15 protein-coding genes are annotated in these 14,297 nt (G+C 52.3%); 12 read left to right on the forward strand and 3 right to left on the reverse strand.

What is annotated here, in order from left to right; genetic code table 11:
- Positions 1-96: 96 nt before the first annotated feature.
- The 3 genes from thpR (at position 97) to FJM74_RS13030 (ending at position 2,057) form a co-directional block, all read left to right on the forward strand.
- Entirely contained in the window at positions 97-642 is a 546-nt protein-coding gene (thpR, locus tag FJM74_RS13020) for an RNA 2',3'-cyclic phosphodiesterase (RefSeq protein ID WP_187263050.1), read from the forward strand.
- A 101-nt stretch (positions 643-743) separates the two neighbouring features.
- A complete protein-coding gene (locus FJM74_RS13025; protein WP_241739129.1) occupies positions 744-1,202 on the forward strand; it encodes a CinA family protein in 459 nt (152 codons plus the stop codon).
- A 231-nt stretch (positions 1,203-1,433) separates the two neighbouring features.
- A complete protein-coding gene (locus FJM74_RS13030) occupies positions 1,434-2,057 on the forward strand; it encodes a class I SAM-dependent methyltransferase (RefSeq protein WP_317175560.1) in 624 nt (207 codons plus the stop codon).
- Between the two features lie 127 nt (positions 2,058-2,184).
- On the opposite strand, the gene FJM74_RS13035 is transcribed toward FJM74_RS13030, so the two are convergent.
- Positions 2,185-2,367, reverse strand: coding sequence for a hypothetical protein (locus FJM74_RS13035; RefSeq protein ID WP_187263052.1), 183 nt, complete (start codon positions 2,365-2,367; stop codon positions 2,185-2,187).
- Between the two features lie 40 nt (positions 2,368-2,407).
- Here FJM74_RS13035 and FJM74_RS13040 point away from each other — a divergent pair, with 40 nt between their 5' ends.
- From FJM74_RS13040 to FJM74_RS13060, 5 genes are all read left to right on the forward strand, one after another.
- Positions 2,408-3,070 (forward strand): hypothetical protein, encoded by a 663-nt coding sequence (locus FJM74_RS13040; protein WP_241739131.1) that lies wholly within the window; start codon positions 2,408-2,410, stop codon positions 3,068-3,070.
- 214 nt (positions 3,071-3,284) lie between these two features.
- Positions 3,285-4,304 (forward strand): MBL fold metallo-hydrolase, encoded by a 1,020-nt coding sequence (locus tag FJM74_RS13045; protein WP_187263053.1) that lies wholly within the window; start codon positions 3,285-3,287, stop codon positions 4,302-4,304.
- Between the two features lie 91 nt (positions 4,305-4,395).
- Positions 4,396-5,880, forward strand: a complete 1,485-nt coding sequence (locus tag FJM74_RS13050) for a sodium:solute symporter (protein ID WP_187263054.1) — start codon at positions 4,396-4,398, stop codon at positions 5,878-5,880.
- A gap of 129 nt (positions 5,881-6,009) precedes the next feature.
- Positions 6,010-6,999 (forward strand): 2-hydroxyacid dehydrogenase, encoded by a 990-nt coding sequence (locus FJM74_RS13055; RefSeq protein WP_187263055.1) that lies wholly within the window; start codon positions 6,010-6,012, stop codon positions 6,997-6,999.
- Between the two features lie 20 nt (positions 7,000-7,019).
- Complete coding sequence (locus FJM74_RS13060; RefSeq protein ID WP_187263056.1) at positions 7,020-7,373, forward strand: MmcQ/YjbR family DNA-binding protein; 354 nt, start codon at positions 7,020-7,022, stop codon at positions 7,371-7,373.
- Between the two features lie 403 nt (positions 7,374-7,776).
- On the opposite strand, the gene FJM74_RS13065 is transcribed toward FJM74_RS13060, so the two are convergent.
- On the reverse strand, positions 7,777-10,401 hold the full coding sequence (locus tag FJM74_RS13065) for a valine--tRNA ligase (RefSeq protein WP_187263057.1): 2,625 nt from the start codon (positions 10,399-10,401) through the stop codon (positions 7,777-7,779).
- Positions 10,402-10,884: 483 nt separating this feature from the next.
- Complete coding sequence (locus FJM74_RS13070) at positions 10,885-11,238, reverse strand: 4Fe-4S dicluster domain-containing protein (RefSeq protein ID WP_187263058.1); 354 nt, start codon at positions 11,236-11,238, stop codon at positions 10,885-10,887.
- Between the two features lie 112 nt (positions 11,239-11,350).
- Here FJM74_RS13070 and FJM74_RS13075 point away from each other — a divergent pair, with 112 nt between their 5' ends.
- The 4 genes from FJM74_RS13075 to FJM74_RS13090 all read left to right on the forward strand — a co-directional run bounded on the left by FJM74_RS13075 (position 11,351) and on the right by FJM74_RS13090 (position 14,260).
- Complete coding sequence (locus FJM74_RS13075) at positions 11,351-12,361, forward strand: acyl-CoA reductase (protein WP_187263059.1); 1,011 nt, start codon at positions 11,351-11,353, stop codon at positions 12,359-12,361.
- 85 nt (positions 12,362-12,446) lie between these two features.
- The gene (locus tag FJM74_RS13080; protein WP_187263060.1) at positions 12,447-12,746 is read left to right on the forward strand and encodes a hypothetical protein; all 300 of its coding nucleotides are present in this window, start codon (positions 12,447-12,449) and stop codon (positions 12,744-12,746) included.
- A 265-nt stretch (positions 12,747-13,011) separates the two neighbouring features.
- Positions 13,012-13,527, forward strand: a complete 516-nt coding sequence (locus FJM74_RS13085) for a hypothetical protein (RefSeq protein WP_187263061.1) — start codon at positions 13,012-13,014, stop codon at positions 13,525-13,527.
- 139 nt (positions 13,528-13,666) lie between these two features.
- Positions 13,667-14,260 (forward strand): hypothetical protein, encoded by a 594-nt coding sequence (locus FJM74_RS13090; RefSeq protein WP_187263062.1) that lies wholly within the window; start codon positions 13,667-13,669, stop codon positions 14,258-14,260.
- Positions 14,261-14,297 lie beyond the last annotated feature (37 nt).

Consider the following 14,297-nt stretch of genomic DNA (forward strand, 5'->3'; position numbering starts at 1 on the left):
TTTCTTCTGGAAAAAGAACAGCAAAGGCAGCAGGAACCACAACTCCAATTCCAGACGGGCTGGTGCAGGCTTCTGCGGCCTCAGAAAACAAAGCTCATGAAAAACACCATCCGCTTATTTGTGGCAGCTGCCTTACCGGCCGATCTGAAAGAATACCTGGCCCGGGAGTCGCAGCCTTTCCGGCACGAGTCGGTGCGGTTTGTGCCGGAAGAAAACCTGCATCTCACGCTCTTCTTTATCGGCCAGGTGCCGCACGAATCGCTGCCCGACATACAAGACAGAATCCGCCGGACAGCCATGCACCACGCTCCCTTTGTGCTGCAGCTCCAGTGCCTGGAGCCGGGGCCAAAACCACGTTCGCCCCGGCTGGTATGGGCACGCTTTGAGCAGCACCCGCTTTTTGAGCAGCTTAGCAAGGAGCTTACGCAGCAGCTGGCTCCACAGCCACCCGGCCAGCAGAAAACAATACCACACGTTACGCTGGCCCGCCTCCGCAAAGACATGCCTGCCCCACAGGCTTTGCCCACGATACTGCCTGCCGCCCCCGTGCAGCTGGCAGTATCGGCTGTTTCGCTGTGGCAGTCGGAGCTGGCATCGCCGCACCCCCGCTACAGCATTCTTCAATCCTTTGCATTATCTTAAACTTTCGGGCCCTATAACCAGTAAGAAAAGCACCTGTTTTTACCTGAAACATTAAAATAAATGTATATATGAGCCAGAATGAGCTGACGGAATTGTTAACAATGCTGAAAGATAAAGGCCTGACGGTGGCATTTGCCGAAAGTTGCACAGCCGGTATGCTGGCATCGGAGTTCACGAAGGGCACCGGCAGCAGCGATGTGTTGGTTGGAAGCCTGGTGGTGTACCAGCCAGAGGCTAAAAAGAAACTGCTCGGCGTAAAACAAGACACCCTGGAACTGTACACCGCTGAGTCGCAGCAGGTAACAAACGAAATGGTGATGGGCCTCAAAAAAACCCTGAATGCTGATATCTCTATTGCCACAACCGGGCTGGCCGGCCCCGGCGGGTCCGAAAACTCCGAGAAGCCGGTAGGCACCATGTTTGTCTCTATCCTGTATGATGGCAGAGCGGAGGAGTTCCGGGAGGTATTCAAGGGCAACTCGCAGCAAATCAGGAAAGACCTCACAGATTATATCTTCCAGAAACTGAAAGGCATTGTAGAGGAGCATTATGACCGTTAGCAGCTAGCTTGCAGCTCCTTGATGAATACAGGTATATTTGCCCTACCCGAAGAGCCGCAGACCATCCGGAGGGCCGTTTTCATTAGAATAATTTGAGGCAAGAACCGGCAGAGGTGCTGCGGTAGGTGGTAACTTGCACCTCACCTAAAAAACTTCAACCTTACCATTAGTCCGATAAGAAATCAACCAACCACAAAACTGCCTGATAGTGGCTTCGACCGTGTTGCGCCGGTGTATGATGTGCTGGCCCGGCTGGTGTACGGCTCTTCGCTGCAGCGGGCACAGCAGGCCTTGCTGCCCTTTATTCAGGAGCACGACAGGGTTTTGATAATTGGCGGAGGAAGCGGCTGGCTACTGGAGCAGGTACTGGTTTCGTGCCCGGGGCTGCAGGTGCTGTACCTGGAGGCATCGCCGAAAATGCTCCAACTGGCAAAGCACCGTTTCCAACAGCTTAATGCACCAGGCGCAACGGTGGCGTTCAGGCTGGGCACAGAGGCCGCTCTGGAAAGAACAGAGGTTTTCGACAAGGTTGTTACGCCCTTCCTGCTCGACCTGTTCCCGCCCCAGCGCCTGCGCCCGCTCATGGAACGGCTGGCGCGGCACCTGGCTCCTGAAGGCCTATGGCTTTTCGCCGACTTCTGGCCTGTTGCCACTCCCCCACCCTGGTGGCAGCGCTTCTTAATCAGGAGCATGTATGCTTTTTTCGGTACGATTAGCAACGTACAAGCCAGTACCCTTCCGGTTTATCAAGATCACTTTAAGAAGCTGCAACTGCAGGAAGTGTACACAAAGCCGTTTTTTAAAGGCATGGTACAGGCAAAGGTCTTCCGGAGGGAGGCGCAGCGGAAAACGTAGCAGGAATTTAAAATTAGAAATACAGGGAGCTGCGTGAATGCCACTGTGCCAATTGCTGCTGCGCTATCAACACCCTAAAAATCCTCTAATCCGGGAAATCCTTGGGGTAGAGGCCCTATCTAAATATTCAGACAGAAAAAGTCCTATGTCTTGGATCCTTTAAAAAAGCAGCAGGAGGCAGCAGCACCTCCGGAGGGGCTTTTTCATTAGCATAATTTGCCTCAGGTAGTACCTGCTGCGCTTCCGGCTCCAAAACAAATGCTATTTTACCGCGTTCCCATATAGCAGGCATTATTTTGGCTTCTGACATTTAATTCGTAAATTACTCAACAGAAAAGTACTAGCTCGCCATGAGAAAAATATTATTATCGCTTCTAACCGGCAGCCTTCTTTTTGCCAGCCAGGTGATGGCGCAAACAGCAGGGAAAGCCAGTCTGGAGCAACTACCGACACCCGAAGGCACAGAAACAATGGCACCGGCTATTAGCCCGGAAAGAGGAGCAAAGGAGAAACCGGCGTTTTCAGGCCCTCGCATGAGCTATGGCCTTTCGGCAGGAACGAGCATCAGCAACTGGGGCGGGGCGTCCTATCTGGAGCCATCGGCCCGTTACCAGATCACCGACCGATTCAGGGGCTTTGCCAGCTTTACGTATATGAACGTAATGCCGCAGCAGTTCAGCAGCACCACGCCCGAGGGCGGCACCATGATGCGGCGCACCAGCGGCAGCAGCCACTATATGGTGAACGTTGGCGGCGAGTACCTGGTAAGCGAGCGCCTGCTGGTAAGTGGCAGCTTCTGGAAAGACCTCTCGAACCAGGCGGGCCAGAACCACCTGTACAACAACTTTATGAGCCCGGGCCGGCAAGGCATGGATTTCAGGGCCACCTATAAAATTACGCCAAACATCTCCGTTACGGGCGGCATACGCTACTCCGAAGGCGGATCGCCCTTCCACAACATGTATGGGCCGGGCTTTGGCGGCTACCAGCGAGGCCCTTTCGGCTTTTACTAAGCACAGATAATCAGGCATTAAGGCGCTTTCCCGGAAACGGGGAGGCGCTTTGCATTTAGGGCTCTTTCCTTTTCAGCACCCACCGCATGTACCTCTTTGCGGTATTCTGTCGTTTAGCTAATAATGGAGCCTGATTGGCAACTGTTTTTCTGAGTCGTTCAAACCCAAACAAAAGGAAGCGTTCAGGTACTTACAGCTTAAACCACTTAAAACCTTGCAGCAGCTTAACAAAAAAATCAGGCATATCAGGAACGAGAAACTGAACACAATAAAGCCTGATTACAGAGGCAACAAAACGATAGACGGGCTCTTCGCCAACGGTGATGAGCTGTACATGCCTGCATTCAGCAAAGTGCTTAAATGGAAACTGTCGCCCAACCCGCAGCGCGATGAAAAGCAGGCCGACACCTTTGTACCCGAAGTGCACCAGGGTGCAGCGTTTATCGACACCACCGCCGACATGGTGGTGTGGCTGGGGCATTCTTCTTTCCTGATCAGGCTCAACGGCGTTACCTTTCTGGTAGATCCGGTTCTGTACGACCTGCCCCTGATGAAGCGCCGTGTCGCCCTGCCCTGCCTGCCGGAGCAGCTGCGCGGCATCGATTTCCTGCTGCTCTCCCACGGGCACCGCGACCATATGGACAAAAAGTCTATCCGGACTATCTTCAACCAGAACCCAACCATCAAAGCCCTGACCCCGCTTTGCTCCGGCGATGTGCTGCGCAGCATGGAACGCCGCCTGCCCTACCAAGAGGCAGGATGGTACCAGCAGTACGACCTGCTGCCCGAAGGAATTGAGGTGTACTTTATGCCAGCCTCCCACTGGCACCGCCGCAGCGCCCTCGACATGAATAAGATGCTCTGGGGTAGCTTTGTGATAAAAACGGCCTCCACCCTGCTCTACTTTGCCGGCGACACGGGCTTTAGCAGCCATTTTGAGGAGATTCAGGAACTGTTCGGCCCCATGGACATCTGTCTGATGCCGGTTGGCGCTTATAAGCCCTCTTTTCTGATGCAGAAGAGCCACCTGAACCCGCACGAAGCGGTAAAGGCGTTTAACCACCTCCGGGGAGGCACTTTTATCCCGATGCACTACGGCACCTTCAACATCTCAGATGAACCGCCAGGTGAGCCGGTGCGCCTGCTGGAGCAGATCGCCGCCGCTGGCATGCTGCAGGGCCTGCAGATTCCGGCCATCGGGCAGCCGGTGCTGCTGCGGGAACTGGTGAACTGAGCGGCAGCAGGAGCAGAAGAAGCACCGGAATGATATTTTGCTATATTTGTGTAATGGCTGTTTCAGCTACTACAAAGATCTGCCCGCTTCTATGTCTTCAATGTTCATCATAGGCTTAATTATAGCCTATTTCTTCATCCTGATCACTATTTCCTATATAACCGGCAGGAACTCCGACTCCGAGACTTTCTTTCTGGCCAATCGCCAGTCGCCCTGGTACGTGGTGGCTTTCGGCATGATCGGTACCTCGCTCTCGGGTGTCACGTTTATTTCTATTCCGGGCATGGTGGCTGGCTCGCAGTTCTCTTACCTGCAGCTGGTGCTGGGTTACCTGCTGGGCTACCTGGTCATTGCCACAGTGCTCATGCCGCTGTACTACCGGCTCAACCTGGTGTCTATCTATACTTACCTGGAGCAGCGGTTCGGGTACTGGTCTTATAAAACGGGGGCTGCCTTTTTCCTGCTCTCGCGTACGCTGGGGGCTTCTATCCGGCTGTTTCTGGTGGCGGGCGTGCTGCAGCTGGCGGTATTCGATGATCTGGGCGTTCCTTTCTCTGTTTCGGTTATCATCACTATTATGCTGATCTGGGTCTACACGTTCCGGGGCGGTATGAAAACCATTATCTGGACCGACACCTTTCAGACAGCCGCCATGCTGATAGCTGTGGTAACGAGTATTCACCTGATTTCGGACGACCTGAACTTATCCTTCCAGGGCATGGTGAACACCATAGCCGAAAGCAGCTACTCCCAGGTGTTTTTCTGGGATGTGAAGGATAGCAAGTATTTTCTGAAGCAGTTCTTCTCCGGGGCCTTCATTGCTATTGTGATGACGGGTCTGGACCAGGACATGATGCAGAAAAACCTGAGCTGCAAGAATATTGGCGAGGCCCAGAAAAACATGTTCTGGTTCAGCATCATTCTGGTTTTCGTAAACATACTTTTTCTGTCGTTGGGGGCGCTGCTGTACATTTATGCCGAACAGAAAGGCATTGCCTTACCCACCAACGCAGCAGGAGCAGTTATTGGCGACAACGTGTTTCCTTACCTGGCCCTCAACCACTTCTCCGGCTTCCTGGGGCTAGTGTTTATCCTGGGCATTATCGCCATCACCTACGCCTCCGCCGACTCCGCCCTCACCGCCCTCACCACCTCCTTCTGCGTCGATTTCCTGGACTTTAAAAATATGCCGGAGAAACAAAGGGTACGCACTCGCTATGTGGTACACTTCGGCGTTTCTGTAGTTATGGTACTGGTAATCATCGTGTTCCGGATCCTCAACGACCAGAGTGTGATCAACGCCGTATTTAAAGTAGCAGGTTATACCTACGGACCGCTGTTAGGGCTCTACACGTTCGGGCTTTATACAAAACGCGAAGTCCGCGACCGCTATGTTCCGGCTATTTGCATCATGGCCCCGCTACTCACCTACATCATCAGCGATAACTCCGTAGAGTGGCTTTATGGGTACGAGTTCGGATTCGAAGTGCTTATCCTGAATGGTTTTCTGACGTTTATAGGCCTGCTGGCCATCTCAACCAAAGCAGGGCTGCCGGAACTGGCACGGGAGCAGTAGTTTGTTGTATGGTTTATTGTTAGTTGTTGATCGTTAAAGGGTTTAATTGTTGAATAGTTGTGCAACACGATTATGCCTTCAATTCACCCTATAATTCAGTCAATCGCTCACTTATTCATAATTCAAAAGATGAAAGTATTTGTTTCAAGATTAATCCCTGAAACCGGACTCCAATTGCTGAAGCAGGCGGGGCTCCAGGCAACGGTATGGTCCGAAGACAGAAAAATAACGCAGCCGGAACTCATAGCCCATGCCAAAAAGCACGATGCCCTGCTGTGCATGGGCTCCGATAAAATGGATGCCCATTTCCTGAACGAGTGTCGCCACTTGAAGGTGGTAGGCCAGTTCTCGGTAGGCTACGATAATGTGGATGTGGCAGAAGCCACACGCCTGGGTATTCCGTTTGGCAACACGCCTGATGTGCTGAGCGACGCCACCGCCGATGTGGCCTTTCTGCTGATGCTGGCCGCCTCGCGCAAAGCATTTTACATGCACAAGCGGATCATCAGCGGCGAGTGGGGGCCGTACCGCCCTACCACCAACCTGGGCGTGGAACTGAAAAACAAAACGCTGGGCATCTTTGGCCTCGGCCGCATAGGCCTGGAGCTCGCCAGGCGCTGCCAGGGAGCCTATAACATGAAGATTATTTACCACAACCGCCGCCATAATGTGCAGGCAGAGCAGGAACTACAGGCCAGGAAGGTAAGCTTCGAAGAGCTGTTGCAGCAGAGCGATGTGCTGTCGGTGCATGTGGCCCTGAGCCCCGAAACCGAAGGCAAATTCAATGCAGAAGTATTTCGCAAGATGAAGCCCTCCTCCATCTTCATCAACACCGCGCGAGGCCGGATACACCAGGAACAGGACCTGATACAGGCACTAAACGAGGGCTGGATCTGGGGAGCCGGTCTGGACGTGACAAATCCGGAACCCATGCAACCCGGCAACCCCCTGCTCTCGATGCCCTCCGTGGCTGTTTTGCCGCACATCGGTTCTGCCACCGTACAGGCCCGCAACGAAATGGCCCGGCTGGCCGCCACGAACATTATTGCCGGGTTACATGGCAAGCCCCTTCCCCATTGCATCAACCCGGAGATCTATCAAAACGATACCAGCACCTAATATACTCATCTGTCGCTATCATGACACTCGAACAAATTGAACAGCTATGCCAGCAGCTACCCGGCGTAACGCAGGACATAAAATGGGAAAAGGACTTATGCTTTTGTGTGGCTGACAAAATGTTCTTGGTACTTGGCTTTGAAGAAACGCCTATAACCGGCTCGTTTAAAGTGCCTGACGAGGAATTCGACACCTTTTGCGAACGCGAAGGCTTTACGCCGGCTCCTTACCTGGCCCGCTACAAGTGGGTGGCATTCGACAACCTGAACCGCCTGCAGCAGCAGGAATGGCAACATTATATTACACAATCTTATAACCTGGTGCGGGCCAAGCTGCCTAAGAAGGTGCAAAAGGAGTTGGAGGAGAAGGCCTAGACCTCAAGAGCCGCCGCAACAGAAGCAGCAGTGCCTCTTGAGGGGCAAAACCATTAGAATAATTAAGTAACATCATCAGCACCAGCAAAGACCTCGCAGCGTGCGCAGCTCCTGCGAGTGTCCGGGGAGCAGCAACAGCAGCTGAGTATAGCGCCGGAGGGGCATTTTCATTAGAAGAATTTGGTTGACGCGCTTAGGCAAGAACACAAGCTTTTACTTGTTGCCTCTTATTCTGAAAATTTCTTCATCCTGTAAATTCTGATTCTGACAACCGAGGCTTCGTTGCAGACAAGACACTTGCAGGAGCTGCGCACGCTGCGAGGTCATGAAAAACCTATATAACAGGCTCGGCCGCTCCCTTACGAGAGCGGCCGAGCCTGTTTTAAATCAAAATTAAAGTAGCTTACAGTGATGCCAGGCTTTGCTCCAGGGCTTTTATCTTGGCTTCTGCATCGGCTTGTTTCTTGCGTTCGTTGCTGATCACGGCCTCCGGGGCACCATTTACAAAACGCTCGTTACTCAGCTTTTTCGCCACTGAGTTCAGGAAGCCTTTGGTGTACTCCAGCTCCTTCTGCAAACGATCGCGCTCCGCTTCCACATCTATGTTGCCATCCATCGGGATAAAGAACTCGTCTCCGGCCTCTACAAAGCCAATGGCTCCCTCCAGGTTTTCCTGCACAAAGCTGATCTCACTGATGTTTCCGAGCTTGCTGATAATGCTCTGGAACGGCTCATAATTATGCTGCCCCATTACCTTTATCGACAGCTCCAGTTGCTTGTTGTTCGGGATGTTTTTAGAGTTCCGCACATTCCGGATGGCGGCAACCACCTTCAGCACAACCTCCATCTGGTCGATAATGCCTTTGTCGAACTTGTCTTTTTTAGGCCAGGCAGCCACAATCAGGTATTCCTTCTCATTACGCTCCTTCAGTTCATGCCACAGCTCTTCTGTCAGGAATGGCATGAAGGGGTGCAGCACCTTCAGGATCTTCTCCAGGAAATCAACCGTGGTGGCTAGGGTTTGCTTGTCGATAGGCTGCTGGTAGGCGGGCTTAATCATTTCGAGGTAGTTGGAGCAGAAATCGTCCCACACCAGCTTGTACACCGCCAGCAGCGCATCCGAAATCCGGAACTTGCTGAAGTGGTCCTCGATCTGCACAAAAGCCTCGTTAAACCGCGACTCGTACCAGTTCATGGCCGTTTCGTTCGGGCAGGGCAGGTTCTCATCAACTTCCCACCCTTTTATCAACCGGAACGCATTCCAGATTTTGTTGCTGAAGTTACGTCCCTGCTCTATCAGTTTCTCGTCGAACATCAGGTCGTTGCCGGCCTGCGAACTGAAGAGCATGCCCGTACGCACACCATCGGCCCCGTACTGGTCTATCAGGTCGAGCGGATCGGGTGAGTTGCCCAGCTGCTTCGACATTTTCCGGCCCTGCGCATCGCGTACGATGCCGGTCAGGTACACGTTTTTGAACGGTGGCTCGTTCCGGAACTCGTATCCGGCCATGATCATACGGGCTACCCAGAAAAACAGAATCTCAGGGGCCGTTACCAGGTCGTTGGTCGGGTAGTAGTACAGAATATCTTTGTTGTCCGGGTCTTTAAAACCATCGAAAACAGAGATCGGCCACAACCACGAGGAGAACCAGGTATCCAGCACATCTTCGTCCTGCCGCAGGTCCGATAGCTGCAGCGCCTCGTTTCCGGATTGCTTGCGAGCAAGGTGCAAGGCTTCTTCAGGCGTGGTGGCTACTACAAAAGAGCCGTCGGGCAGGTAGTACGCGGGTATCTGCTGCCCCCACCACAGCTGCCGCGAAATGCACCAGTCGCGGATGTTCTCCATCCAGGCGCGGTACATGTTCTTGAACTTGGGCGGGTGCAGACGAATTTCGTCTTCCATCACGGCTTCCATGGCTGGTTTGGCCATATCGTCCATATTGCAGAACCACTGCATCGAGAGGCGCGGCTCTATTACGGCGCCGGTTCGCTCTGATGTTTGCAGTACGCTGGCGTACTCTTCTACTTTAACGAGCAGGCCTGCTTCTTCCAGATCCTTTACAATGTTGCGGCGGGCGGCAAAGCGATCCTGCCCTACGTACAGCACCGCCTTCTCGTTCAGGAAACCGGCATCGTCCAGGATGTCGATGGTTGGCAGGTTATGCTTCTGGCCGAGTTCGTAGTCATTCAGGTCGTGGGCTGGCGTTACCTTCAGGGCGCCGGTTCCGAAGTCGATGCTCACGTACTCATCCAGTATAATCGGAATTTCGCGGCCCAGCAGCGGGATGCGCACTTTTTTGCCGTGCAGCTGCGTGTAGCGTTCGTCGTTCGGGTTTACAGCCACGGCTACGTCGGCCATAATGGTTTCGGGGCGGGAGGTGGCGATGGTTATGTACTGCCCCTCCTGGCCTACCACCTCATATTGCAGGTGGTACATTTTGGCCATGGTGTCTTTTGGGATCACTTCTTCGTCAGAAAGCGCAGTGCCTCCCTTGGGGTCCCAATTCACCATGCGCACACCACGGTAGATTTTGCCTTTGCGGTACAAGTCCACGAACACCTCGATAACGGCGGCGCTCATGTCTTTTTCCATGGTAAAGCGGGTGCGGTCCCAGTCGCAGGAGGCGCCCAGTTTTTTGAGCTGCTCCAGAATAATGCCGCCGTACTTCTCTTTCCACTCCCAGGCATACTTCAGGAATTCCTCGCGGGTCAGGTCGCTTTTCTCGATGCCTTTCTCCTTGAGCATGGCTACTACCTTGGCCTCGGTCGCAATGGAGGCGTGGTCGGTGCCGGGCACCCAGCAGGCCTCTTTGCCCTGCATGCGGGCACGCCTGATGAGCACATCCTGTATGGTGTTGTTGAGCATGTGGCCCATGTGCAGTACGCCCGTCACGTTTGGCGGCGGAATCACAATGGTATAAGGCTCTTTTTTCGGGTTGGGCTTAGAACGGAAGAAGCCGCGCTGCATCCAGCTGTCGTACCACTTCTGCTCTACCTCTCTGGGATTATATTTCGTTGAAACAGACATCTTATTCTCTCCTAAAATGGGTTACAAAATTAGGAATTTTAATTGTTTAATAAGTAAGGAAAAGGACACAAGTAGCAAGACACAGAATATAAGACTTTTTTAGTGCCGGAAATCGACTGAAGCAAAGGCTTTTTTTGTTTGCAGGAGCAGCAGCAGCTGCTGAATGCTACGGAGGGCCATTTTCATTAGAAGAATTTGGTTGCTGATTGTTTGTTGTTGAATGGTTGAAGCAAGTACTTGAAGCTGAATACCCCAGGTGAGCTTCCCAAACCAATCAATTTTAACAATCAGAAATCAGCAACCTGGCGTTCGGAGAGCATCAAGAGTCTTGTTTCTTCTGTCCTACGTCTTGTGTCCTGAAAAAAGGCTCCGGAGGACCTTTTTCATTTAAATAATTTGCGAACAGTGGCGAATCCCTCTCCTGCTAAAAACAAAAAAGCCTACCTCCGGAGAGGCAGGCTTTGTAGCAAAAAGCAGTTCTGATTAGCTGGCTTCCTGGTGCAACCAATCTTTCTTTGCCAATAGTTCTTCCTCTGTCTCGCGGTAGTCTGGGTCATCGACGCAGCAATCTACCGGACACACAGCGGCGCACTGCGGCTCCTCATGGAAACCCATGCACTCCGTACATTTATCTGAAACGATGTAGTAAAACTCATCTGAAATCGGAGGCTGAGGCGCATCACCCGGGATGACATCACCGCCGTCTATTTCCACTTCCGTCAACGCAGTGCCGCCGCCCCAGGTCCACTCCATACCACCTTCGTATATAGCGGTATTAGGGCATTCTGGTTCGCAGGCACCACAGTTGATGCATTCGTCAGTGATCATTATAGCCATAATCGTATCTCCTGTATATTTTTTATACTTTTGTACTTCTTTCTGTCAATTCAACAACAAAATTAACAACATTAAGTATCCTTTCAAATTAAATTTCAAATTACCTATTAATATGATACTAGAAAACAGGATTGCGGCCTTCATCAGGTTAGGAGACAAACTGCGAAACATGCCTCCGGAAGAACGCAAAGCACTCGCCAATGCTGCCTCGGCCCAGAACCCCTGGTTCGATGAAGAAAACGTCTCCTGTGCTTTTAACGGGATAACAAGGATTTTAGATGAGCAGTATTTGCGGGAGTGGCTCTACCCCTACAAGCTGCACCACATCCAGCCCAAAAAAGTAGGCGTGGTGATGGCGGGCAATATCCCGTTGGTTGGCTTCCACGACTTTTTATCGGTACTCGTGAGCGGGCACTACCTGCTGGCCAAGCGAAGCTCCACCGACGAGGTACTGATAACGCGCCTGGCCCAGATGCTGATAGAGATAGAACCTGCTTTTGCGGAATACATCCGGTTCGAGGAAAGGCTCAACGAGGCCGATGCCATTATCGCCACCGGCTCCGACAATACCTCGCGCTACTTCGAGTACTATTTTGCCAGCCGCCCCCACATCATCCGGAAAAACCGCACCAGCCTCGGCATCCTGACAGGCCACGAAGAGAAAGACGACCTGAAGGCGCTTGGGCAAGACATTTTCAGATACTATGGCCTGGGCTGCCGCAACGTGTCTAAAGTGTTTGTGCCCGAGGGCTACACCTTCGACAAGTTCTTTGAGGCAAACAAAGACTGCCACACGCTGCTGGACCACCACAAGTACCAGAACAACTACGACTACAACAAATCTATTCTGCTGGTAAACAGAGTTGAGCATTTCGACAATGGCTTTATGCTCGTAACCAAAAGCGAGCAGCTGGTGTCGCCTATCTCGGTGCTGTTTTACGAAACCTTCACCTCGCACGTAGACCTGCGGCAAAAGCTTGCAGCCGTAAAGGAGAAGACGCAGTGTGTAGTGGCGGCGCATGGCTGGCTGGAGGGCAGCATTCCATTCGGTGAGGCACAATGCCCCATGCCCTGGGACTTCGCAGACGGCGTAGACACCATCCAGTTTCTCCGAAAGCTTTAGACACAGGCATACAGCATCGGCCAGGCGTTATTTAATACAGCTTCTTTGCGTATAACTCTATGATAACCATTTGATAGTCATAGCCATGCAAACAAGAACCAATTTTATTCCGCTGGTTGAAAAAGAAGAGATACCTTGCTATCATTTTAACCAGGAAGACGTACTCACAGACAAGGAGGCAAAAAAGAGGCGCATGTGGGACCTGAACCGGGCGTCGTCGCTTGGCAACGCCTACCACGGAAAAGTCTTAATCACGTTCCGGACTGCCGATGGCCAGGTAAAACGGGTGGCGACAAGCGTTTGGGCGGTAGATGAGAAATTCATCAGTTTCAAGGCTGGATGCGCCATTCCAACCTCTGCTATTATTGATATTGAATTTTTCTAGAAACGCTCCACCTGCTGCGTAAAAAAAGCGCCGCTACAGGCTAAACAACCTTGTATAACGCACGTACCCTACTGTCTACTGCCGGCCAGCTTTTCTTGCTGCTGTGCCGCCTGCAGCATAATCTACAAATTTGCAATTACGTAATATTGAGCACTTTAAAAAATATTTAAACAATTAAAGTCTTGCTGCCGTGGCGTTAGATCTGGTGCATCAGGCATAAATTCATCACTTTTTTGCGCTTTAACTCAACCCAATATATTACTCTATGAGAACGATCCTCGCCTGGATTTTAGCCGCCATTTTCCTGTTTCTGGCTCTGTACTTCTATTGGAAAAAAAATGATGCCGAGAGTCGCCTCGCCATCGCCGACAATAAGCTGGCCGAAACGCACCATGAGCTGGACCAAACCCAGCAAGTCGCCGATTCGCTTGAATCAATGGATTTCCCGCCTGATACCATGGAACTGGTGCCCCCTAACGGCGTAAACTTTGTAGACCAACTCGGCGCCCTGAGCGAGAGCGACATCAAAAAGCTAAAGGGCAAAGGCCTGCGATCGCCGGAGGCCGATCTGATGAACGACCTTAACCGCAAGCAACGTCAGCTTATACCAGCAGAGGGCACCATGGGCGGCACCATGACCATCCGCGACAGCCGCATCCTGAACGACCGCTACGCCCTGGCCTACTTCGAAGACGGGCATGATGGTGGCTACATGGTGCTGCGCTACGAGGTAAACAATGGCAACATCAGCTGGCGCGTGGTAGATAGCAGCAGGCTCTGACCAGCCCGCCACATAGCTGCAACACAGGAACTCCGGCCGCTGCGCATTCTTGCTTTGCCGCACAAGAGCCCTGTTTTTACACAAAAACAAAACTAAGGCACAGGTTTTGAGTAGATAAAACAGATCAAATCATACCATTATGCTGCTGCTCCACGTCCTGTTCCCTTTGCTTTTTTCACTATTCTCTACCGATCCGGCTGCGCTCCGGCTGCAGAAAGACCTGGAAAAAGATTACCAGCTGCTGACAAAAGGGCAATACTTTATCAGCGACAACACCTCCAGCTCGCCTTCGCTGCGCACCATCGAAAGCGACCTGGCGCTGTTTCAACTGGTGGCCAGCATAGACCTTAGCGCCGCCGATTACAGCACCAGCACCAGCGGCAAACACCAGATCATGAAATGGGAGTTTAAGGAGGGAGACCTGAAAGCGCTGTACCAGGTAGAAAGCTCTATACAACTCGACTCTACCATCACCGTGCGATACCTCGACAACAAGCCCTCCACGCAACAGCAGGTAAGAAACACTTTTCGCTTCAGAACCTATGTAGTGGCCACCACGGCAGCGCCAGACAGGCTCGTGTATGTGACCGAAGCCGACCAGGGGCTGATTACCTACCGCCTCGACATCAGGCAGGTGGACCTTGTGTATAGCAGGCAAAAAGAAGGCCTGAGCGTGGTGCTGCCAGGGTTTATGCAGGAGATCAACCAGCTGATAAACCAGATGCAGCCTTAACATTAAGGGCCACCAGCAGAAAAGCAAAAAGGCAGAG

Source organism: Pontibacter beigongshangensis (assembly GCF_014332515.1).
GTDB lineage: Bacteria > Bacteroidota > Bacteroidia > Cytophagales > Hymenobacteraceae > Pontibacter > Pontibacter beigongshangensis.

Bases quoted from the DNA above. Each gene is read 5' to 3' on its own strand.
- thpR (WP_187263050.1), top strand. From the start codon at position 97: ATGAAAAACACCATCCGCTTATTTGTGGCAGCTGCCTTACCGGCCGAT.
- FJM74_RS13025 (WP_241739129.1), top strand. From the start codon at position 744: ATGCTGAAAGATAAAGGCCTGACGGTGGCATTTGCCGAAAGTTGCACA.
- FJM74_RS13035 (WP_187263052.1), bottom strand. From the start codon at position 2,367: ATGTCAGAAGCCAAAATAATGCCTGCTATATGGGAACGCGGTAAAATA.
- FJM74_RS13040 (WP_241739131.1), top strand. From the start codon at position 2,408: ATGAGAAAAATATTATTATCGCTTCTAACCGGCAGCCTTCTTTTTGCC.
- FJM74_RS13050 (WP_187263054.1), top strand. From the start codon at position 4,396: ATGTCTTCAATGTTCATCATAGGCTTAATTATAGCCTATTTCTTCATC.
- FJM74_RS13055 (WP_187263055.1), top strand. From the start codon at position 6,010: ATGAAAGTATTTGTTTCAAGATTAATCCCTGAAACCGGACTCCAATTG.
- FJM74_RS13060 (WP_187263056.1), top strand. From the start codon at position 7,020: ATGACACTCGAACAAATTGAACAGCTATGCCAGCAGCTACCCGGCGTA.
- FJM74_RS13065 (WP_187263057.1), bottom strand. From the start codon at position 10,401: ATGTCTGTTTCAACGAAATATAATCCCAGAGAGGTAGAGCAGAAGTGG.
- FJM74_RS13070 (WP_187263058.1), bottom strand. From the start codon at position 11,238: ATGGCTATAATGATCACTGACGAATGCATCAACTGTGGTGCCTGCGAA.
- FJM74_RS13075 (WP_187263059.1), top strand. From the start codon at position 11,351: ATGATACTAGAAAACAGGATTGCGGCCTTCATCAGGTTAGGAGACAAA.
- FJM74_RS13080 (WP_187263060.1), top strand. From the start codon at position 12,447: ATGCAAACAAGAACCAATTTTATTCCGCTGGTTGAAAAAGAAGAGATA.
- FJM74_RS13085 (WP_187263061.1), top strand. From the start codon at position 13,012: ATGAGAACGATCCTCGCCTGGATTTTAGCCGCCATTTTCCTGTTTCTG.
- FJM74_RS13090 (WP_187263062.1), top strand. From the start codon at position 13,667: ATGCTGCTGCTCCACGTCCTGTTCCCTTTGCTTTTTTCACTATTCTCT.